Source organism: Streptomyces paradoxus (assembly GCF_014202475.1).
GTDB classification, from domain to species: domain Bacteria; phylum Actinomycetota; class Actinomycetes; order Streptomycetales; family Streptomycetaceae; genus Streptomyces; species Streptomyces paradoxus.
The window spans coordinates 91,629-112,202 of record NZ_JACHGV010000019.1; the positions used below are offsets into that span (position 1 = coordinate 91,629).

The window sequence follows — 20,574 nt, forward strand, 5'->3', positions numbered from 1 at the left end:
TCCGTCGCCGGGTGCTCATGCCGACCTCCTGACTTCGAGCAGGTCCGGCACCGGCGAGAGGTCTTCGAGGAGTTGCCCCGTGGCCCCGTCGAGCCGGGCCTTCGCTACGCGGTCCAGCCGGCCGACGGGAGTCCAGCCGGTCCCGTGGTGTGCGGAGTCGAGCAGCTTCTGCAGGCGTGCGATGTCCGCGTCGACGGTGGGCAGAAGGCGGGTGGCGCGCGGGGTGAGCAACGGCTTGAGTACGGCCAGCAGTTCGCGGGTGCCGGCGAGGTTGGCGTCGGCAGTGGCCAGTCCGGTGCCGCTGCCCTGGTCGGTGTCGCCGGTCAGTTCGAACTGGAGGGTGTTCTCCAGGATCTCGTGGGCGCGCAGGGGCAGGTCGGAGGGGTCGAAGTCCTGGTGCGGGAAGGCCTTGCGCAGTCCGGCACTGTCCTCGGCCAACTGCTGTGCCGCGCCCCTCAGTCCGGCCGCCGGTTCACCGTGCCACAGCCCGTACTCGATGCGGAGGAAGCCGGTGAAGTCCTTGTCGTGCACGCCGCCCGGCAGGCCGTCGGGACGCCCGTCGATCTTCTGGTCGAAGTCCTCGAAGGTGCCGTAGGCGGCGCCGAGGGAGGCGTAGGTGCGGTGGGCCGTCAGCCAGTCGGTGCGGGCGGTGTCCAGGTGCCCGGCGCGGATGTCGGCACTGAGCTTCCGGGTCCGGGTGACGAGGGTCGCCAGACCCCGGTCCACGTACGCCCGGTACGCCTTGAGCGGCGCGGCGAGATCCCGCTCGGAGACGGGGGCGACGGCGTGCGCGCCGGGGGCGCCGCCGACCCGGACCGCCTTCGAGGTGACGGCCTTGCCGCCGGCCGGCACACAGCGCCAGGCGTACGTTCCGCCCGCCACCGTCGCGACCAGGTCCCGGGTGGTTCCGGGGGCCAGCCCCTCGATCTCCCCGTAGACCGCGTTCGAGGACGGGTCGATCAGGTACACCTCGGAGGTCTGATTCCCTGTGTTGTGCATCAGGAAGTCCTGCCGCCCGGGCTCGGGTGCGGTGAAGCCCCGCCCGCAGTCCGTCCCGGAGACGGCGACGGTCTGTCCGGCGGCGGGCTTGGGGTGTGTCAGGGCCACGACGAGCCCGGCCAGGAGGCCGGGGACGGCGACGACGGCGACGGGGAGGAGCCAGCGGGGGCGGACCGGTGCGGGGCCGGCGGGCCGGTCGGGCGAGCCGCTCCCGGGCCTGGACGGCGTGGTACGCACACGCCTCCGCACCCCCGGCACGACGCGCACTGCGCGCACTCCACCCACGAACAGGGTCATCACCACGGCGAGATACCCGGCGTACCCGGCCACCTGGAGCCAGGTCATCGCCGGAGTCAGATTCAGAACGCCCTGCAGCAGCGCGCTGTACCAGGAGCCGGCGTCGACGCTGCCGCTCAGGTCGAAGGCGTACGCCGTCCCGCCGGGCAGGACCCCGCCTTCCTGGAGGTCACGCAGCCCGTAGCCGAGTACGCCCGCAGCGATGACGACGAGGACGGCGCCGGTGACGGTGAAGAAGCGGGTGAGGTTGATGCGCAGCACCCGGCGGTAGAGCCCCCAGCACAGGAGGGCCGCCAGGACGAGCCCGGCACCCGCGCCTGTCATGGGTCCGGCCGACTCGTTCGCCGCCCGTGCCGCGGTCCACAGGAACAGGGCGGTCTCCAGGCCCTCGCGCCCCACCGCGAGGAAGGAGGTGAGGACCAGGACACCGGCACCCATGGCCAAGGCCTCGGTGACCTTCTCCTTGATCTCGCCCGCGAGATCGCGGGCGGACCGCCGCATCCAGAACACCATCGCGGTGACGAAGGCGACGGCGACGATGCTCAAGGCTCCCCCGAAGGCCTCCTGCGCGGTGGTGGACAGGGAGGCCGCGGTGAAGGTCAGAACCGCACCGAAGCTCATCGACAGCGCGATCGCCGCCAGCACGCCGGTCCACACCTGCGGCAGCCGCGATCCGGCCCCTGCTCGCACGAGGGTGGCGACCAGCACGGAGACGACGAGCCCGGCTTCCAGTCCTTCCCTGAGCCCGATCAGAAAGCTCGGAAACGCGTCGTCCCACATGTACCGCGGCCCTCCCGGCCCAACGCCCCGGCCCGCGCAAGCAGGTTAGCCAAGGCATGCCTTACCGACGCCGACCATCATGGACCGGGCTCCGTGGGCATCCGGTCATGAATGCCTCATGGCCCGGCAAAAGTCATGACGGTTTCCGGTCGACGGGCTGGGCGTTCTCCGAGGCCCGTCGGCGCGGCGGCCGAAACTCCCTTGCGGAGCAGCCCGGGCGCCCGGTACCCAGCATCGGGACGACAAGGAGCACAGGATGACGACGCGTCTGGGTTCAGAGAACGAGTTCTGCTGGATGGACCTCAAGACCCGCGACCCGGGCGGCACCGCCGCCCTCCTGTCCAAGACGCTGGGCTGGCGCTTCGCCGTGGACGAGAAGGACTGGCGCAAGGCCACCAGGATTTCCGTCGACGGCCATCCGATCGGTGGTGTCAGCGACTTGGCGAACCCGGTCTACCCGCCGGGAACGCCCGCCCACATCGCCTTCTACCTGGCGGTCGACGACATCGATCGCCGTGTCGAAGCGGCGACGGCCCATGGTGCTCGCCTTGTCGTTCCTCCCTTCGACGCGGGCGACCAGGGCCGCATCGCGACACTGATCGACCCCGTGGGCGCCGCCTTCTCCCTCTGGCAGCGGCACCACTTCCCCGGCTGGAGGTTCCCGCCCAACCTGGCGGGTTCTCCGCACGGCATGGTCCTGGCCTGCGATCAGCCCGACGAAGCCCGGCACTTCTACGAGGGGACCACCGGATCCCCTCTGCTCTGCGCCGACTTCATCGCCACAGTGGGGCCCGGCGCATCCGCCCCGCGGTGGGAACTCGTGGTGGCCGTCGACGATCTGGACAGCGTCGTCCGCGCACACGATGACGGCCAGGCCTCGGCGACCTGGCCCGAGGAGACCGGCGGCCGCGTGGCGCGGTGGAGCAGCCCGGAGGGACTGTCGTTCCTGGTGCGCCGCAAGGAGCAGTGACGCGACCACCGACCGCACCGGCGAGGAGTCCGCTTTCGGCAGCCCCTTCCGATCCCCCGGGGCGGCTCCGCGAACGCCACACCTCTTGACGCGTCAATGACAACGGTGGCTTGATGAGGTGGGAGCGCTCCCACCTCATCCATGGGAAGGGACCACCATGCCCAGAACCCCCCACTCGTCCCCGCACTTACGCGTCATGTCCGTTCTCGGTCTCCTGGCCGCCCTGCTCCTCCCGCTGGGCATGACGTTCACCCCGGGCGCGGCGGCCGCGCCCGCGGCGGACCCCGTGCGTGTCATGCCGCTCGGCGATTCCATCACCGGCTCGCCGGGCTGCTGGCGCGCCGTACTGTGGAACCGGCTGGTCGCCGGCGGGTACAAGGACATCGACTTCGTCGGCACCCTCCCCCCGCAGGGCTGCGGACAGGCACACGACGGGGACAACGAGGGGCACGGCGGCGAACTGGTCACCAACGTGGCGGACCAGAACCTGCTGCCCGGCAGGCTGGCCTCCACCCGTCCGGACATCGTTGTCATGCACTTCGGCACGAACGACGTGTGGAGCAGCATCGCCCCCGACCGCATCCTCGCCGCCTACACCAAGCTCGTGGCGCAGATGAGGGCCTCGAATCCGGACATGCGGATCCTCGTCGCGCAGCTCATCCCCATGAACCCGAGCAGTTGCCCGGGCTGTGCGCAGCGGGTCGTCGACTTCAACGCCCGGATTCCCGGCTGGGCCCGGGCGACCGGCACCGACCGCTCCCCCGTCACCGTGGTCGACCAGTGGACCGGCTTCAGCACCGCCGCCGACACCTACGACGGCGTGCACCCCAACGCCTCCGGTGACGACAAGATCGCCGACCGCTGGTTCCCGGCCCTGTCGGCGGTGCTCGACGCGGGCGTTCCGCAGGACCCGGGGGATCCGGGTGACCCGGGCGGGGATCCCACCGCCTGCACCGCGCGTTTCCGGGCCGTCTCCTCCTGGCAGGGCGGTTACCAGGGCGAGGTGACGGTGACGAACACGTCGGCCGCCGCCGTCCCCGGCTGGACCGCGACCGTCGCACCTGCGGACGGAGCACGTCTCACCCAGCTCTGGAACGGCAGCCTCACCACGGCCGCCGACGGCACGGCCACCGTCCGGAACGCGGCATGGAACGGCACCCTCGCCCCCGGCGCGAGCGCCACCTTCGGCTTCGTCGCCACCACCCCGGCAACGGCCGGCACCCCGGCGGCGACCGTCACCTGCACGGGCACGGCACCGGCCGCATGACAGCCCTGCCGGGCCGGGCGCCCCCTGCGCCAGGCCCTTGCGCACCGAGCCCGGCGGCACGACCCGTTCAGCACGGCAGCGCGACCGGCAACGTGCCTCAACCGACCCCCACTGATGGAGCCGTCATGAGACTCCGCCCCACCCCCACCCCTCCACGCCCGGCCACCGTGGCCGCCACCCTGCTCGCCCTCCTGCTGTCCTTCCTCGTCCTCGCGCCTCCGGCCCAGGCCGCGCCCACCGGCTTCCGGGTGCAGAACGGCCGGCTCCTGGAGGCGAACGGGAACGACTTCGTGATGCGGGGCGTCAACCACGCCCACACCTGGTACACGGACCGGATCAGTTCCCTCGCCCACATCAAGGCCAAGGGCGCCAACACCGTTCGCGTGGTCCTCTCCAGCGGTGACCGCTGGACCCGCAACGACGCCGCCGACGTGACGAACGTGGTCTCCCAGTGCAAGCAGAACCGGCTGATCTGCGTCCTGGAGGTGCACGACACCACGGGGTACGGCGAGCAGAGCGGGGCGACCACCCTCGCCCGCGCGGCCGACTACTGGATCAGCGTGCGGAGCGCCCTGGCCGGCCAGGAGGACTACGTCATCGTCAACATCGGCAACGAGCCGTACGGCAACACCAACTACACGGCGTGGACGGCGGACACCAAGGCCGCGATCCAGAAGCTCCGCGACGCGGGGTTCGACCACACGATCATGGTCGACGCGCCCAACTGGGGCCAGGACTGGGCGTTCACGATGCGCGACAACGCCGCGTCGGTCTTCGCCGCCGACCCCGACGCCAACACGGTCTTCTCGATCCACATGTACGGGGTCTTCGACACGGCCGCCGAGATCACCGACTACCTGAACCGCTTCGTCACGGCGAAACTGCCCGTCGTCGTCGGCGAGTTCGGCCACGACCACTCGGACGGCAACCCCGACGAGGACACCATCCTGGCCGTCACCCAGCAGCTCCGCCTCGGCTACCTCGGCTGGTCGTGGAGCGGCAACGGCGGCGGGGTCGAGTACCTGGACATGGTCACGAACTTCGACCCGAACCAGCTGACGAGCTGGGGCCGGCGCCTCTTCGACGGGGCGAACGGCATCGCCGCCACCGCCAAGGAGGCCGCGATCTACTCCGGCAGCGGTGGCGACACCACTCCCCCGACCGCGCCCGGCACCCCGACCGCCTCCGGGGTGACGTCCTCGTCGGCCACCCTGACCTGGGCCGCGGCCTCCGACGCGACCGGCGTCACCGGCTACGACGTCGTGCGGATCAGCGGCGCAACCGAGACGGCCGTCACCAGCAGCACCCGGACCACCGCCACCCTCACCGGCCTGTCCCCCGCCACCTCCCACACCTTCGCCGTCTACGCCCGCGACGCCGCCGGCAACCGCTCGCCCCGCTCGGGCACCGTGACGGTCACGACCTCTCCCGGCGGCTCGCCGTCGGCCTGCGGTGTGGGCTACCGGGTGACGGGCAGCTGGCCCGGCGGCTTCCAGGGCGAGATCGTGCTCCGCAACACCGGCACGTCGGCGATCAACGGCTGGACGCTGCGCTGGACCTTCCCGGACAGCCAGCGCATCAGCAACCTGTGGGGCGGCACGGCGACCCAGAGCGGTTCCGAGGTGAGCGTCGCGGCCGCCTCGTACACCGCGACGATCCCCGCCTCGGGCTCGGTCACCCTAGGCTTCACGGCCACCCGGCCGGCCGCGAACCCCAGCCCGACGGCCTTCACTCTCAACGGCTCCGACTGCTCCGTGAGCTGACCGCGCCCTCCTGCGACGGTGCCGCCGCGCTCCGGCCCGGCGGCGCCGCGCTGCTGTGATCCGCGCTACACCACACGAAGAAGCGGTTTACGTCGTTCCGCAGTGGTCAGGCGGCGGGGATGTCGCACCGGCACCCCACCGCCGCATCCCTGGTAAGACGCACAGGCACCCGCCCGGGTTCCCCGAACGCCGTGCGGGAGGCGTGATGAGCGAGGACACCCTGCGCATGCGCGCGGTCACGGCCGGTGGGACGGAACGGAGAACGGCGCAGCCCGCGCCGGATCCGGCCGGCCGGCGGGACGCGTTCTTCGACAACGCCAAGTACCTGGCGATCGTGCTGGTGGCGATCGGGCACGCCTGGGAGCCGCTGCGGGACGGCAGCCGGGCGGCCGGCGCGCTCTACATGGTCGTGTACGCCTTCCACATGCCGGCGTTCATCGTCATCTCCGGCTATTTCTCGCGCTCCTTCGACGCGAGCCCGGGGCGGGTCAGGCGCCTGATCACCGGGCTCGCGGTGCCGTACGTCGTCTTCGAGACGGCCTACACCCTGTTCACCCGGTGGACCGACCAGGAGCCGGACCGGCCGGTCAGCCTGCTGGACCCCCTCTACCTGACCTGGTTCCTGGCGGCCCTGTTCATCTGGCGGCTGACCACGCCGGTCTGGCAGCGCGTGCGGTGGCCGCTGCCGATCGCCCTCGTCATCGCGATGCTGGCGACGCTCTCGCCGTCCATCGGCAACGACCTCGATCTGCAGCGCACGCTGCAGTTCCTGCCGTACTTCGTCCTCGGTCTGCTGCTGCGGCCCGAGCACTTCCACCTGGTGCGGCGCCGCTCGGCCCGGATCCTCGCCGTTCCGGTCTTCGCCGGCGCGCTCGCCGTGGCCTACTGGGCGGTGCCGCGGATGAGCGGCGCCTGGTTCTACCACCGCGACAGCGCCGAGGAGCTGGCCGCGCCCTCCTGGTACGGGCCCGTCATGACACTGGCGACGTTCGGCTGCTCGCTGGTGCTGGTCGCCTGCTTCCTCGCCTGGGTGCCCGGCCGCCGCACCTGGTTCACCGCGCTGGGCGCGGGCACGCTCTACGGCTACCTGCTGCACGGCTTCGTCGCGCAGGGGTCCAAGTTCTGGGGCTGGTACGAGCCCGCGTGGGTGCACCGGCCCCTGGGCGAGATCCTCGTGACAGTCGCCGCCGCGGTGCTGGTGACCGCACTGTGCACCCCGCCGGTGCGGCGGTTGTTCCGCTGGGTGGTGGAGCCCGACATGGCGTGGGCGTTCCGCCGGAACGCGAGTGATCAGGCACGGGAGCGGAACGCCGTACGGGCGTGAGTGCCCCCTCTCACGACGGGGGGACGAGCCGGATCAGCAGCACCCCGGGCGTGCGCGGCACGGACACCGTCAGCCCCTCCCCGTCCCACACGGCCCAGCCCGCGTCCGGTGACGACGGGTGCAGGATCTCCGCCCGGGCGGCCCGGCCCGCCAGATGCCGGACGGGGAGGCGGACCTCGCCCTGCCCGCCGCGCCGCCAGACCGAGAGGTACGCCGTGCCGTCGCCGGGGACCCGCAGCCCCAGGGCCAGCCACTCATCCGTCCAGCCGGGCAGGCCGAGCGGCCAGAACGGCAGGGCCCGGGCGAGGTCGCCGCGGATCGACTTGTAGACGTTCACGGCGTCCCGGACGAGGGCCCGCTGGCGGTCCGACATGCGGTTCAGGTGACCGGAGAGGTGGATGCGGCCGAGGAGCGCCCCGCCGAGGGTCCAGGCGATCAGGTCGTCGTCGTACCCGGGCTGCGGGTAGGCCCAGACGGCGCCCTGCTCGGGCGGGACCACCGTGGGCGCGGCGGCGGCGATGGGCGGGTAGCTCAGCGGGTCCTGCTGGTCGCTGGTGGACTGGAGCTGGGCGACGGCGAGGGTGGCGCCGTCCATGCGCATGCCGCCGGAGGCGCAGTTCTCGACGACGAGGCCCGGGTGGCGGTCCAGGACTCCGGAGAGCCAGTCCAGGTAGGCCTGGGCGTGGCCGAGCAGGCCCGCTCCCGGTGCGAGGTCGCCGGGGGCCTGGGTGCCCGGGTCGACGACGATGTTGTAGTCCAGCTTGAGGTAGCCCACGCCCCAGTCGCCGGCGATCCGGTCGACGGTCTTGTCGAGGTGGGCCCGGGCGGCCGGGTGCCGCAGGTCGAGCTGGTGGCGTCCCTGCTCGGTGAGGCGTACGCCGTCGCGCTGGAAGAACGCCTCGGGCGGCAGCTCGGCCGCGACGGGGCTGCGCACCCCGACGACCTCCGGCTCCAGCCACAGGCCGGGCACCATGCCGCGCTCCCGGATCCGGTCCAGGACGGACCGGATGCCGCCGTCGGGGAAGCGCCGCGGCGAGGGCTGCCACGCGCCGACGCTGTCCCACCAGCCCCGGGTGTCGTCGTCGTACCAGCCGGAGTCGATGCAGAAGTAATCGGCGCCCGCGTCGGCGGCGGCGTCGATCAGCGGCAGCAGCTTGGCGGTGGTCGGGTCGCCCATGAGGGTGTTCATGTAGTCGTTGAAGACGACGGGGAGGGCGGTGTGGTCCGGGTGCGGGCGGCGGATCGCCCGGCGGTAGGAGGTGAGGGCGCCCAGCGCGGAGTCGAGGTCCGGGCCGAGGGCCAGGGCACCGGTGACGGTGGTGAACTCCTCTCCCGGTTCGAGACGGATCCGCCACTGGTGCTCCGCGTCCGTGGGCCCGTTCAGCGCCAGGTAGGTGCCGTGTGCGCGTTCGCCGAGGTCCCAGCGCCAGCCGGCCGGGGACTCGACCTGCCACGCCCAGGCCCGGCCGCCGTCCCGCTCGGTCAGCGCGCCCATGGCCAGATGGCCGTCGGTGGGCCAGCTGCCGCGCCCGGTGAGGGTGAGGGCGGCCCGGCTGTCGTGCTCGTGGACGGCCGTGTTGATGTCGGCGACGGACGCGCGCAGCGGCTCGGCGTACCAGCGGCACTCGGCGAGCCAGTCGTTGCGGGCCCGGTGGACGTCGAGGGCGTCCGGGGAGGGCAGTGCGCCGAGCAGCAGGCTGCTGACGGACTGGACGACCAGGGGTGCGCGGCCGTCGTTGCGGAGCCGGACGCGGGAGCGCAGGACGGGCAGGCCGGTGGGTGAGGTGAGTTCGGCGAAGGCCGTCAACCCGGTTGCCGGGTCGTGGAGTTCGACCGTCAGCCACTCCCAGCCGTCGCGGCTGCCGGTCAGGTGGTCCCGGTAGGAGAGCCGCGCGCCGAAGGCCGTGCCGGTGAAGCGGGGGCCGGACCAGCCGCTGCCGTGGCCGAGGGCGGTGAGCTCCACCAGCGGGAGCGAGGATTGCGGGTCGGCGCGGCGATCGTCGCCGGGGTGTGCCAGCCGGACCAGCCGCAAGGTCCCGTCGGCGGCGACGGCGAACCGGGCGTCGAGCGTCTCGTGCCCCCAAGTGAACTCGCCACGCCGCTGGTTGGAGGCCATGTGCGCCGCATCCGCCGTGCCGGTCAAGGTGCTCCCCCTCCTGGCCCCGCCCCGTTGCCGGGAAGCGGAGGTCCGCGTGAATCCCTCGTTACGGTCTCTTGACGACCCAAGTGTGACCGGTCACAATCCTCGCATGAATGTGACCGGTCACACAAGGCGCCCGGCGAGCATCAGGGACGTCGCCACGGCCGCCGGGGTCTCGTACCAAACGGTCTCGCGGGTGATCAACGGCCATCCCAGCGTCCGGCCGGCCACCCGGGAGCGGGTGCTGGCCGCCATCGAGGAGCTGGGCTTCCGGCGCAACGCCACCGCCCTGGCTCTGGCCAGCGGGCGCACCCGCACCGTGACCGTGCTCACCGCGAACACCACCCACTACGGCTACGCCTCGATCCTGCAAGGCATCGAGGAGTCCGCACGGGCCGCGTCCTACGCGGTGGGCATCGGCGTGCTGGAATCCGCCGAGGACGCGGCCGTCGCCGCCGAGGTGCAGCGGGCGGCGGACGCGGGCGGCGGGATCGTCGTGATCGCCTACGATCCGGCCGGTGTGCGGGCGCTGGATGCCGTGCCCGCCGGGCTGCCGGTCGTGGGCGTGGTCGAGACCCCGGCGAGCCCGCCCGGCGGCGAGAGCCCGTGGGTGTGGACCGACGACCGCGAGGCCGCCTACCAGGCGACCCGGCATCTGCTCTCCCTCGGCCACGAGACCGTGCACTACGTCGCCATCCCCTCCAGCACCCGCCGCACCAGCGCCCGCACCAGCGGCTGGCGGCAGGCACTGAAGGAGGCGGGCGCCCCGGAACCCCGCCCGGTGCAGAGCAGTTGGGGACCCGCGGGCGGTCACGCGGCGGCGCTGGAGCTGACGAGGGACCCGTCCGTCACCGCGATCCTGTGCGGCAACGACGACCTCGCGCTCGGCGTGCTCCGCGCCCTGCACGAGACGGGCCGCGCCGTGCCGGGCGAGGTCAGCGTGGCCGGATTCGACGACGCCCCGCACTCCGCCTTCCTCACCCCGTCCCTGACGACCGTGCGCCTGGACTTCACCGGCCTCGGCCGGGCCGCGTTCGCCCTGCTGCACGGGGCCCTGGAGGAGTCCGCGCCGGTCGCCCCGCATCCCGTGTCCGTACCGGAACTGGTGGTGCGGGAGAGCTCGGGCCCTCCGCCCTCCGGTCCCTGAACGTCCCCTGTGAGCACCGCAGTTGTGAGTCCCGCTCCCTGAACCGAACCGCCCGCCCGCCCGGAAAGGCACGAGATGAACAGAAGAGTTCGCCCCGCCCTGGCGCTGATATGTGCCGCGGGACTGGCCGCCACCGCGTGCAGTGATCCCACCACCGGGGACGCCGGTGCCGACGACGCCGAGCGGACGGCGGTGAACCCGACCGCACGGCTGGACGGCGTGAAGCTGACCATGTGGACCGCGCAGAACACGGTCAACGCGCCCGAGCAGGTCATCGACGCCTTCGAGAAGGCCACCGGAGCCGAGGTCGACACCCAGGCGATCCCGGACCTCTACGAGCAGAACGTGCCGACGAAACTGGCCTCCGGCGACCGCCCCGACCTGATGTTCTGGCAGCCGTCCATCTCCACGCTGCCGTTCGTCCAGCCACGGCAGAACCTGCTCACGCTCGACGGCGAGCCCTGGGTCTCCGAGCTCGGCGACACCGAGAAGTCCCTCGGCGTCATCGACGGCAAGCGCTACGCGGCGATCGTCACCAGCCCGGCCATGCTCGGCGTCTACTACAACAAGGACGTCTTCAGGCAGGCGGGCATCGCCGAGAAGGACTTCCCCAAGTCCTACGACGAGCTGCTCGCCCTCGGCCACAAGGTCGCCGGCAAGACCGAAGCGGCCGCCTTCTACGAGGCCGGCGGCGACAAGTGGCCGCTCCAGTGGCAGATGCAGATCCAGCTCACCGACCTGGACCGGCAGTGGTGGGCGGACCTGAACGCCGGCAAGAAGAAGTGGACCGACCCGGTCGTGGTCGGCGCGATCAAGAAGTACAAGGACAAGCTGCTCGACGCCGGGCTCGCCCAGAAGAACTACCGCACGGGCACGTTCACCGGGCAGGCCGACGCCCTGTGGAAGGGCGAGGCCGGCATGGTCCTCAACGTCACCTCGTTCCAGAGCCAGTTGCAGGCCAAGTACTCCACCGCCGAGATCGACCAGAGGATCGGCTGGTTCCCCGTCGCCAACTCCTCGGCGACCGGGCTGTACTCCCCCGACCAGACCAACGGGGTCGTCGCCTTCAAGACGGGTGACGAGAAGCGGCAGAACGCGGCCCGGCAGTTCCTCGCCTTCTGGCTCGGCCCGGACTACCCGGACTACATCAAGACGATGAAGATCCCCTCCGTGCGGCCGTCCGTGCCCACCCCCGGCGGGCTGCCCGAGACGTCCAAGGCCCAGGTCGCGGCCCTGCCGAAGGCCATCGGCGTGTTCCAGGCCAAGGCCATCGTCGCGCCCGACACCCACCTGTACCTGGCCGACATGATCTTCGGCAAGAAGAGCCCGCAGCAGGTCGCGCAGGCCATCCAGGACCAGTTCGCGCAGGTGGCCAAGGCGCAGGGCGCACCCGGGTTCTGACGATGGCGGACACGGTCGTACGGACACGCAAGCAGCCATCGGCAGCCGGCACGCCCCAGCGCGTGGGACGGCTTCCGCGCGCCGCCGTGCACCACCCCTGGTGGTTCGCGCTCCCCGCGATCGCCGTCTTCGCGGGGTTCTTCCTGGTGCCCAACCTGCTCAACTTCTACTACCCGTTCACCGACTGGTCGTCGTACCACGCGGACATCGCCTTCACGGGCCTGGACAACTTCAGGACCATCGCCGAGGACGGTTCGCTGCTGCGCGCGATCCGTACGACGCTGGTGTACGCGTTGCTGGCGGCGGTGTTCCAGAACGGTTTCGGGCTGGTGCTGGCGCTGCTGCTGGAGGACGACAGCCGCTTCAACCGGTTCTTCCGGGCCGTCTTCTTCCTGCCGGTGCTGATCTCGGCCCTCGCGACCGGGTACGTCTTCCAGGCGCTCCTCGACCAGGACGGTGCCGTCAACTCCGTGCTGGGCACGGACATCCCGTGGCTGGGTTCGACGACCTGGACGCTGGTGATCGTCACCCTGATCCACGGCTGGAAGTGGATGGGCCTGGCCATGCTGATCTATCTGGCGGGGCTGAAGGGCATTCCGGGCAACATGCTCGAAGCCGCCCGGATCGACGGTGCCGGCCCGTGGCGGACGTTCTGGTCGGTGCGCTGGCCGATGCTCGCGCCGGCCGTCACCTTCAACGTCACCACGGCGCTGATCGGTTCGATGAACACCTTCGACATCGTGCAGGCCACGACCGGCGGCGGGCCCGCGGCCTCCACCGAGGTCTTCAACATCTACATGTTCCGGATCTTCGGGCAGGGCCTGTACGCGCAGGCCTCCGCGATGAGTCTCGTGCTCTTCCTGGTCGTGGTGGCCGTGGCGATCCCGCTGGTCGTGGGGCTCCGGCGAAGGGAGCAGATGCTATGACGCCGGTGTGGCGCTACGGCCGTCCCGCCCTGGTCCTGCTGCTGGCGGCGCTGGCCGTGGGCGTGCCGCTGTGGCTGGTCGCCGTCACCTCGGCCAAGCCGCAGGCGGAGGCGATCGACCCGAACCTGGACCTGCCCCGGCACTGGCAGCCCGCCGCCAACTACGCGGACGCCCTCGCCGAGGGCGCGATGCTGCGCGGCTTCCTCAACTCCCTGCTGGTCGTGGTGCCTTCCGTGATCCTGGTGCTGCTCCTGGGCGCGGGCGCCGCCTGGGTGTTCGCGCGCCGGAAGTCGAAGCTGGTGTCGGCGGCGTACGCGCTGTGCATCAGCGGGCTGCTGCTGCCGCCCGCCGTCATCACCATCGTGATGGAGCTGCGCCAGCTGGGCCTGGCCGGCACCCGGCCCGGCATGATCGCCGTCTACACCGGCATGTACCTGTCGACGTCGATCTTCTTCATGACGGGCTTCATCCGCGCCATCCCCACGGAACTGGAGGAGGCGGCCCGGATGGACGGGGCTACGCCGTCGCGGATCTTCTGGCGGATCGTCCTGCCCCTGCTCCGGCCGGTCATCGCCACGGCGACGATCATGGTGATGCTCTACGCCTGGAGCGACGTCTTCTACGCGTTCTTCGTCCTCGGCGGCGGAGACCGGGCGACCCTGCCGCTCAACCTCTACCAGGTCGCCAGCGCCCAGCTCTACCTCAACAACTGGCACCTCGTCTTCGCGTACGTCGTGGTGATGAGCCTGCCCATGGTCGCCGTGTTCCTCGTCGGCCAGCGAAAGATCGTGTCCGGAATCACCAGTGGAGCCGTCAAATGACCGGAGGTCCAGCAGCGTGATCGCCCCCACCCGCACGAGATCCCGTACCAGAACCGCCCTGATCACAGCACTACTTGGAGCAGCCGCCATGGCAGCCACCCTCCCCGCGGCCGGCCCCGCGGCCGCAGCCGACCCGCAGCGCCTCACCGTCGACCTCGACGCCTCCGAGGGCCCGGTGATGCTCGGCGCCAACGGCTCCCTCTACGGGCTCAGCGACGACGGAGTGCCCAGCGACGCCGTGATGGAGCCCCTGAAGATCACCAGCATCTCGCAGAAGCCGGAGGGCGGCGCCCAGCACCCCAACGGCGACGCGCTCACGGTCTCGAAGTCGTTCTTCCGCACCGGCGGCGGCGAGATCAACGTGATGATGCAGGACACCTACGCCAAGTGGCCCTACGAGGACCTCGGCATCGACGACTACCTGCCCAAGGTCGACAAGATCGTCAAGGAGATATCGGCCGACCCGAACAGCGACCGCTTCGTCTACATCCCCTTCAACGAACCCGACCAGATCTGGTACAAGCTCGACGTGAAGGACCAGGCCCAGTACGAGAAGAACCGCGACCGGTTCTTCAAGGACTGGAAGACGGTGTACCAGCGGATCCGCGCGATCGACCCGGACGCGCGCATCGCCGGCCCCAACGAAGCCGCCTATCACACGCGCCTGTTGAAGGACTTCCTCGCCTTCACCAAGCGGGAGACCGTCGTGCCGCAGGTGATGACCTGGCACGAGCTCGGCTCCGGCTCCCTGCGCGACTTCCAGGCGCACTACGACGACTACCGCACGCTGGAGAGTGAGGCGGGCATCGCACCCCTGAAGATCAACATCGACGAGTACGCCAACCGCCGCGACCTGTCCGTGCCCGGACAGCTCGTGCAGTGGGTGTCGATGTTCGAGCGCAACAAGGTGTTCGCCAACATGGCGTACTGGGACGCCGCGGGCAATCTCAGCGGCCATGTGGTGCGCTCCAACATCCCCAACGGCGGCTGGTGGCTGTTCCGCTGGTACGCGGGCCTGTCCGGGAACACCGTGAAGGTGACGCCACCGCAGCCGAACACGGTCGACACCCTCCAGGGGCTCGCCTCCCTGGACACCTCCCGCCGCCAGGCCCAGGTACTGCTCGGAGGGGCGGACGGCGACGCGGACGTGGTCGTGAAGAACGTCCCCCGCTCGGTGTTCGGCCGTACGGTCACCGCGACGGTCGCCGAGGCCGCCTGGTCCGGATACGAGGGCCAGCACGCGGCCCCGCGGGTCCTGGCCCGCACCAAGGTGAAGGTCGCGGACGACGGCTCGGCGACGGTCCCGCTGCGCGGCCTGCACAAGATGTCGGCGTACCGCATCGTCCTCACCCCCGGCGGCTCGGGCACCCCGTCCGCGGCCTCCGTGCCGTGGTCGGCGTCGTACGAGGCCGAGGACGCCGCCGTCACCGACGGCAAGGTCTACACCCAGGGCACGGTGAGCAACGCCAACGGCTACGCGGCCTCCGGCACCAAGGACGTCGGCTCCCTCAACCAGCCGGGCAGCAAGGTCGCGTTCACCGTGGACGTGCCGAAGGACGGCGCGTACCACCTCGCGATCCTGTACGGCAACCAGTCCGGCGGCCCCGCCACGCAGAAGCTGAGCGTCGACGGCGCCGAGCCGGTGACGGTCACCTACCCCTCCACCGAGAACTGGACCTACCGCGCCAAGAAGGACGTTCGCGTCCAACTGAAGGCGGGGACGCACCAGTTGGTGCTGGCCAAGGGCGACGCCGAGGTCACGCTCGACCGGATCGACCTGACGAGTGACACCGGCGCGGCCTCCGCGTCGTACGAGGCCACCCTGGCGGACATCAGCGGCAGGCCGTCGTACGACTACTCGTCCTCGGCCGGTGTGGGCACGGGTGCCCTGGTGCTGCGCTCGGGCGACAAGGCCGTCTTCGACGTCTACGCCCCGCGCGACGGCTACTACACGGTGACCCCGCGGACCTCCGCGGCCGTGCGGCTCTCTGTGCACGGCGAGAAGGTCACGGCGGCGCCCGGCCGCCCGCTGCGGCTGTACCTCGTCGCGGGCAACAACCGGGTCGCTATGACGTCGGGCCACGCCGCCGTCCGCTCCCTCGACGTCTCCGGCGACGGCTCGGCCTCCGGCACCCTCTCCTACGAGGGAGCCTCGGCCACGCTCGCGGGCGGCGCGAAGCTCGTCGACAGCCCGCACGCGTCCGCCGGCTCCTACATCGGCTGGCTGGGCAACAGCCCCTCCAGCACTGCCGAGTTCACGGTGACCGCGCCGAGGTCCGGCCGCTACATGCTGGTCGTCCACTACGCCCACAACGACCGCCGGGACAACGGCCACGCCTACAACACGGACATCATGTCCCGTACGGCGGACATCCGGGTCGGGGGCGCCGCACCGCAGAAGGTCACCTTCAAGAACACCTGGAGCTGGGACGACTACTGGACGGTCGGCGTCCCGGTCGATCTGGCGAAGGGTGCGAACAAGGTGACGTTCGGCAACGCCACCGCCTGGGCGCCGAACATCGACCGGATCGAGCTGGGCCGGGTCGTGGGCTGAGCGACGCGACTGCTGACGTCGGGTCAGCGGGTCCTCGTGCCGCAGTCCGCCGTGAAGGCGGGCTGCGGCACCGTCGCGTCGAGGGTGGTCCCCCTTTCGGCCAATCCCGCCGCGCAGGGACGCGCGGTGCGGCACCCACGGCGCAGCGTGCCGTTCAGCGTGATCGTGCCCTGGGAGACACCGGTCACCGGGCTGCACGGGCAGAGCCTGGGCGTGGTCCTCGGGGTGCGCACCGAGCTGTCGGTGGCGGGCCGAAGGACAAGGGCGACGGGCGCGACAGGCAGGGCTCACCCTCTGCCCTTCGCGCCCGGCCCTGTCCCGCCACAGCGGACCGCGCTGAGCGCACACGTCGAACGCGAGCCCCCTCCGCGCTTGCGGCAGACGGGGCGAAGGCTGGGGTCGTCCGGCTCGGTCGGGATCCGGCCCAGAGCACCTACCCCGCCCCGACGGACAGCGCTGAGCTCACGCGTCAGACGCGAGAACCCTCTGCGCTTCGCGCCCGCCCCGGCAGCTCCGTGCGCGCCGGGGACGGGCCTCCGGCTCGTCAGAGGGGCGTTGCCGCGTGCAGGATGAGGACCATCGTGACCGCCGAGTTCGCGGACGACATCGCCGAGACGGCCGTCCCGGCGGCCGCGCCCCACGCCGCCGCTCCGACCGCGGTGAACGCAGGCGGCCAGTGGCGCACGGCGGGGGCCGGGCCGAGCAGCGCCGCCACCCGGCGCGGCACCGGTCCGGGAGCCGCGAGTCCCGCGAGGGTGGGCAGCGGGGTGCCCCGTGAGACGAGCGCGGCCGTGCCGATCGCCCGCGCCACCGTACGGCGGCTGCCGATCACCCGGGCCGCATCCTCGTCCGCCCACCGCTCCGCCGTGTACGCCACGGCGGTACGCAGCGGCCGCAGGAACGGGTTGGCGCGGGCCGCCAGTTGCACGGCGAGCAGGAATCGGTCGTGACGTGCGGCGAGGTGCGCCCGCTCATGGGCGAACAGGGCCCGCCGCTCGGCCGGCCGGAGCCGGTCCAGCAGGGCCGTGGTCACCACGACACGGCCACGCCCGGCGCCGGCGCGCGGCACCCCACCGCCCCGGCGTCCCCCGGGCGGCAGCGCGTACGCGTAGGGCACGGCGTCGGGCAGCACCGCCACCTCCGTCTCCCGCAGCCCGGCCAGAGCGCGATGCGCCTGGCGGCGAACCCGCCCGTGCCGCCGCGCCGTCCGGACACACGCCACAACGACCGCGCACAGCGCGGGAATCGCGGCCTTGCCCACGACCTCGTCGTACGGCACCGCCGCCCGCACCTCGGGGTCGGACCAGCCGTCCGGCAGCGGGTTGCCGGGCAGTTGCGCGGTGCCGACGACCATCACCAGGGCCAGGCACACCGTGCTGCACAGGGCCAGCACCACGGCCAGCGCCGTCAGCAGCCGGGTCGCGGTGCGCGGATGCAGATGCTGTTCGGCGAGGCGGGCGACCGGCCAGGCGGTGAGCGGCAGGATCAGTGGCAGAAAGACGAAGACCCCCATGAGGCTTCAGTCTTCCCCTTCGCTCTGGGCCTGATCCAGCAGGTCCCGCAGCAGCCGCTCCTCGTCCGGGCCGAGGCCGGTGACGAAGCTGGCCAGCACGGCCCCGCGGTCGCTCTCGGCGTCCAGCACCTTGCGCATCTTGCGGGCGGCCAGGCCCGCCTGGTCCGAGGCCGGTGTCCAGGCGAAGGACCGGCCGACCCGCTCCCGGGTGACCGCGCCCTTGCCCAGCAGCCGGGTCAGGATCGTGATCACCGTCGTGTACGCCAGGTCGCCGCCGAGGCGTTCCTGCACCCAGCCGGCCGTCGCCGGGCCGTCCGCCTCCCGCAGCACCGACAGCACCAGCGCCTCCAGCTCACCCTGTCCCCGCCGGGGACGCTGCCCGGGACCCGTCACCGCCCTGCCTCGCTTTCGCCGCCCTGCGCTGCCCTTGCGGACATCGTATAGATCCGCCGGACCGATCCCGCCTGCTTCTACATTGCTGTAGATTTCAGAGTGGCATCCGCATCGCACACGTCAAGCGCTCAAGAAGGAGTACCCCGTGGGAGTTTCCCTGTCCAAGGGCGGCAACGTCTCGCTCAGCAAGGAGGCGCCCGGTCTGACCGCCGTCCTGGTCGGCCTGGGCTGGGACGTACGCACGACCACCGGCACCGACTACGACCTCGACGCCTCCGCCCTGCTCCTGGACGCCTCCGGCAAGGTCCCCTCGGACCAGCACTTCGTCTTCTACAACAACCTCAAGAGCCCGGACGGTTCGGTCGAGCACACCGGCGACAACCTCACCGGTGAGGGCGAGGGCGACGACGAGTCCGTCAAGGTGAACCTCGCCGCCGTGCCGGCCGAGATCGACAAGATCGTCTTCCCGGTGTCCATCCACGACGCCGAGAACCGCGGCCAGAGCTTCGGGCAGGTCCGCAACGCCTTCATCCGGGTCGTGAACCAGGCGGGCGGCCAGGAGATCGCCCGCTACGACCTGTCGGAGGACGCCTCGACCGAGACCGCGATGGTCTTCGGCGAGCTCTACCGGCACGGCGCCGAGTGGAAGTTCCGCGCGGTCGGCCAGGGCTACGCCTCGGGGCTCGCCGGTATCGCCGCCGACTTCGGCGTCAACGTCTGACACGGACCGACCGCGCCGCCGGGCCCGACCGCGTGCGGCCGGGTCCTGCGCCCGCATCAGCAACCGACCGGGAGACCACGTGGCCGACCCGTCCCGCCTCCGCCCGGAGGACCGCGCGGACTTCGAAGCCGTACTGCACCACGCGCTGGGCACCGCGGACATCCGTGACGCCCTGGGCGCCGACCCGGCCGGCCGGGGGGCAGCGCACCTGCGCGCCCACGCGCTCGCCCACGCCGACCACATCGCGGCTGCGGCCGAGGGGCCGTACCGCTCCTACCTCGCCGTGCGCAGGGCGGCCCGGCGGGAACAGCGGCGCCTGCTCGGCACGGGCGACCTGCTGCCGGCCCTCGCGGTGCTCACACCGCTCGTGGCGGGCACGTCCGCCGCGGCGCTGCTCCTGACCGGCGGCCTGCTGCACCTCGCCGACGCCCTCGGCCCCCTGCCCGGCTCACTCGTCGCGGCCGGCTGGACCCTGGCGCTCGTGGCGGCCGTGACCGGCCTCGTCGCCCTGGCCGCCCTGCTGCACACGGCCCTGCGCCGCAGCGGTGTGCCCCCGGCCGCCGACCAGGTGGAGCACGCCCGGCTGGTCTGGCGGCAGGAGCTGCTCGACCGCGGGCTGCTGCCGCACCTGCTCCGGCACCTGCTGCCGCATTCCGGTACGGCGATCACGCCGTGCTCCCCGCCCGATACGCTCACGCCGTGCCCGGCCCGGGCGAGAGAGGACAGGACACCATGTTCGGACTGAGCGAGTTCGCGATCATTCTCATCGTCGTCATAGCCGTCATCGGGATGAAGAAGCTCCCCGAGCTGACCCGCTCGGCCGGCAAGGCGGCCCGCATCCTCAAGGCCGAGGCCCGCGCGGCGAAGGACGAGGAGGCCGGGACGGCCCCCGCGCCGCGGGTGGTCCAGGGCGAGATCGTCCCGCCGGGCACCGGCACGACCCCGCCCGGCGCCCGGGCGGCGGGCGCCCCGGACCACCCCTGATCCGCCCAGCGCCTACAGCGTGCGCTCCAGGCGGTCGGCCACGAGCCTGACGAAGCGCGCCGGGTCCTTGGGCTGGCCGCCCTCCGCGAGCACCGCCAGGGTGTGGAGCAGCTCGGCGGACTCGGCGAGCTCCGTGCGGTCCTCGCTCGCCCCGTACGCCTCGTGCAGGCCCTTCACCAGCGGGTGGCCGGGGTTGAGCTCCAGGATCCGCTTGGTGCGCGGCACCTCCTGGCCCATCGCCCGGTACATCTGCTCCAGGGCCGGGGTCAGGTCGTGCGCGTCCGAGACGACGCAGGCCGGGGACACCGTGAGCCGCGTGGAGAGGCGGACCTCCTTGATGTCCTCGTCGAGCTGCTCGCGTATCCAGCCGAGCAGCCCGGCGTACTCCTCGGCCTGCTTCTCGCGCTCCTCGCCGGCCTTCTCCCCGCCCTCGCCGTCGAGGTCGATCTCGCCCTTGGTGACGGACCGCAGCTTCTTGCCCTCGTACTCGCCGACGGCGTCGACCCAGACCTCGTCGACGGCGTCGGTGAGCAGCAGGACCTCGATGCCCTTGTCCCGGAACGCCTCCATGTGC

The 20,574-nt window shown here is 71.9% G+C and carries 17 protein-coding genes and 1 pseudogene; 13 read left to right on the top strand and 5 right to left on the bottom strand.

All coding sequences use genetic code 11. The features are described from left to right. Window positions 1–15: 15 nt before the first annotated feature. Window positions 16–2,076, bottom strand: coding sequence for an iron uptake transporter permease EfeU (gene efeU, locus HNR57_RS37120; RefSeq protein ID WP_184567475.1), 2,061 nt, complete (start codon window positions 2,074–2,076; stop codon window positions 16–18). 256 nt (window positions 2,077–2,332) lie between these two features. Here efeU and HNR57_RS37125 point away from each other — a divergent pair, with 256 nt between their 5' ends. The 4 genes from HNR57_RS37125 (at window position 2,333) to HNR57_RS37140 (ending at window position 7,400) form a co-directional block, all read left to right on the top strand. Further along, on the top strand, window positions 2,333–3,046 hold the full coding sequence (locus tag HNR57_RS37125; protein ID WP_184567477.1) for a VOC family protein: 714 nt from the start codon (window positions 2,333–2,335) through the stop codon (window positions 3,044–3,046). Window positions 3,047–3,203: 157 nt separating this feature from the next. Next, window positions 3,204–4,313 carry a GDSL-type esterase/lipase family protein gene (locus tag HNR57_RS37130; protein WP_184567479.1) on the top strand — a complete coding sequence of 370 codons (1,110 nt, stop codon included), beginning with the start codon at window positions 3,204–3,206 and terminating at the stop codon, window positions 4,311–4,313. 125 nt (window positions 4,314–4,438) lie between these two features. After that, a complete protein-coding gene (locus tag HNR57_RS37135) occupies window positions 4,439–6,076 on the top strand; it encodes a cellulase family glycosylhydrolase (RefSeq protein WP_184567482.1) in 1,638 nt (545 codons plus the stop codon). 226 nt (window positions 6,077–6,302) lie between these two features. Continuing rightward, the gene (locus HNR57_RS37140; RefSeq protein WP_246555354.1) at window positions 6,303–7,400 is read left to right on the top strand and encodes an acyltransferase family protein; all 1,098 of its coding nucleotides are present in this window, start codon (window positions 6,303–6,305) and stop codon (window positions 7,398–7,400) included. Between the two features lie 10 nt (window positions 7,401–7,410). Here the strand turns inward: HNR57_RS37140 and HNR57_RS37145 are convergent, their stop codons facing one another. Then, window positions 7,411–9,516, bottom strand: coding sequence for an alpha-galactosidase (locus HNR57_RS37145; RefSeq protein ID WP_184567517.1), 2,106 nt, complete (start codon window positions 9,514–9,516; stop codon window positions 7,411–7,413). A 133-nt stretch (window positions 9,517–9,649) separates the two neighbouring features. Between HNR57_RS37145 and HNR57_RS37150 the strand changes: the two genes are divergently transcribed. The 6 genes from HNR57_RS37150 to HNR57_RS41025 all read left to right on the top strand — a co-directional run bounded on the left by HNR57_RS37150 (window position 9,650) and on the right by HNR57_RS41025 (window position 16,962). Continuing rightward, a complete protein-coding gene (locus HNR57_RS37150) occupies window positions 9,650–10,687 on the top strand; it encodes a LacI family DNA-binding transcriptional regulator (RefSeq protein WP_184567486.1) in 1,038 nt (345 codons plus the stop codon). A gap of 75 nt (window positions 10,688–10,762) precedes the next feature. Further along, window positions 10,763–12,088: an ABC transporter substrate-binding protein gene (locus tag HNR57_RS37155; RefSeq protein ID WP_184567488.1), complete on the top strand. Its 1,326-nt coding sequence runs from the start codon at window positions 10,763–10,765 to the stop codon at window positions 12,086–12,088. 2 nt (window positions 12,089–12,090) lie between these two features. Then, the gene (locus HNR57_RS37160; RefSeq protein ID WP_184567490.1) at window positions 12,091–13,014 is read left to right on the top strand and encodes a carbohydrate ABC transporter permease; all 924 of its coding nucleotides are present in this window, start codon (window positions 12,091–12,093) and stop codon (window positions 13,012–13,014) included. Beyond that, window positions 13,011–13,835, top strand: a complete 825-nt coding sequence (locus HNR57_RS37165) for a carbohydrate ABC transporter permease (protein ID WP_184567492.1) — start codon at window positions 13,011–13,013, stop codon at window positions 13,833–13,835. The genes HNR57_RS37160 and HNR57_RS37165 overlap by 4 nt, the downstream gene beginning before the upstream one ends. A gap of 88 nt (window positions 13,836–13,923) precedes the next feature. Continuing rightward, window positions 13,924–16,389, top strand: a complete 2,466-nt coding sequence (locus HNR57_RS37170; RefSeq protein WP_184567494.1) for a carbohydrate-binding protein — start codon at window positions 13,924–13,926, stop codon at window positions 16,387–16,389. A gap of 147 nt (window positions 16,390–16,536) precedes the next feature. Next, window positions 16,537–16,962, top strand: coding sequence for a hypothetical protein (locus HNR57_RS41025; protein ID WP_376772333.1), 426 nt, complete (start codon window positions 16,537–16,539; stop codon window positions 16,960–16,962). Here HNR57_RS41025 and HNR57_RS37180 read toward each other — a convergent pair. Both HNR57_RS37180 and HNR57_RS37185 read right to left on the bottom strand, forming a co-directional pair. Next, entirely contained in the window at window positions 16,934–17,902 is a 969-nt protein-coding gene (locus HNR57_RS37180) for a M56 family metallopeptidase (RefSeq protein WP_184567496.1), read from the bottom strand. The two genes, HNR57_RS41025 and HNR57_RS37180, sit on opposite strands and share 29 nt — an antisense overlap. Before the next feature lie 6 nt (window positions 17,903–17,908). Continuing rightward, on the bottom strand, window positions 17,909–18,295 hold the full coding sequence (locus HNR57_RS37185; RefSeq protein ID WP_184567498.1) for a BlaI/MecI/CopY family transcriptional regulator: 387 nt from the start codon (window positions 18,293–18,295) through the stop codon (window positions 17,909–17,911). Window positions 18,296–18,440: 145 nt separating this feature from the next. On the opposite strand from HNR57_RS37185, the gene HNR57_RS37190 reads away from it, so the two are divergent. The 3 genes from HNR57_RS37190 to HNR57_RS37200 all read left to right on the top strand — a co-directional run bounded on the left by HNR57_RS37190 (window position 18,441) and on the right by HNR57_RS37200 (window position 20,000). Then, entirely contained in the window at window positions 18,441–19,016 is a 576-nt protein-coding gene (locus HNR57_RS37190; protein WP_107457539.1) for a TerD family protein, read from the top strand. A 79-nt stretch (window positions 19,017–19,095) separates the two neighbouring features. Then, entirely contained in the window at window positions 19,096–19,761 is a 666-nt protein-coding gene (locus HNR57_RS37195) for a hypothetical protein (protein ID WP_184567500.1), read from the top strand. Further along, the gene (locus HNR57_RS37200) at window positions 19,749–20,000 is read left to right on the top strand and encodes a twin-arginine translocase TatA/TatE family subunit (protein ID WP_184567502.1); all 252 of its coding nucleotides are present in this window, start codon (window positions 19,749–19,751) and stop codon (window positions 19,998–20,000) included. Before HNR57_RS37195 ends, HNR57_RS37200 begins: the two co-directional genes overlap by 13 nt. Window positions 20,001–20,012: 12 nt before the next feature. On the opposite strand, the pseudogene HNR57_RS37205 reads toward HNR57_RS37200, so the two are convergent. Beyond that, a pseudogene (locus HNR57_RS37205) lies at window positions 20,013–20,574 on the bottom strand (molecular chaperone HtpG); the annotation flags it as partial.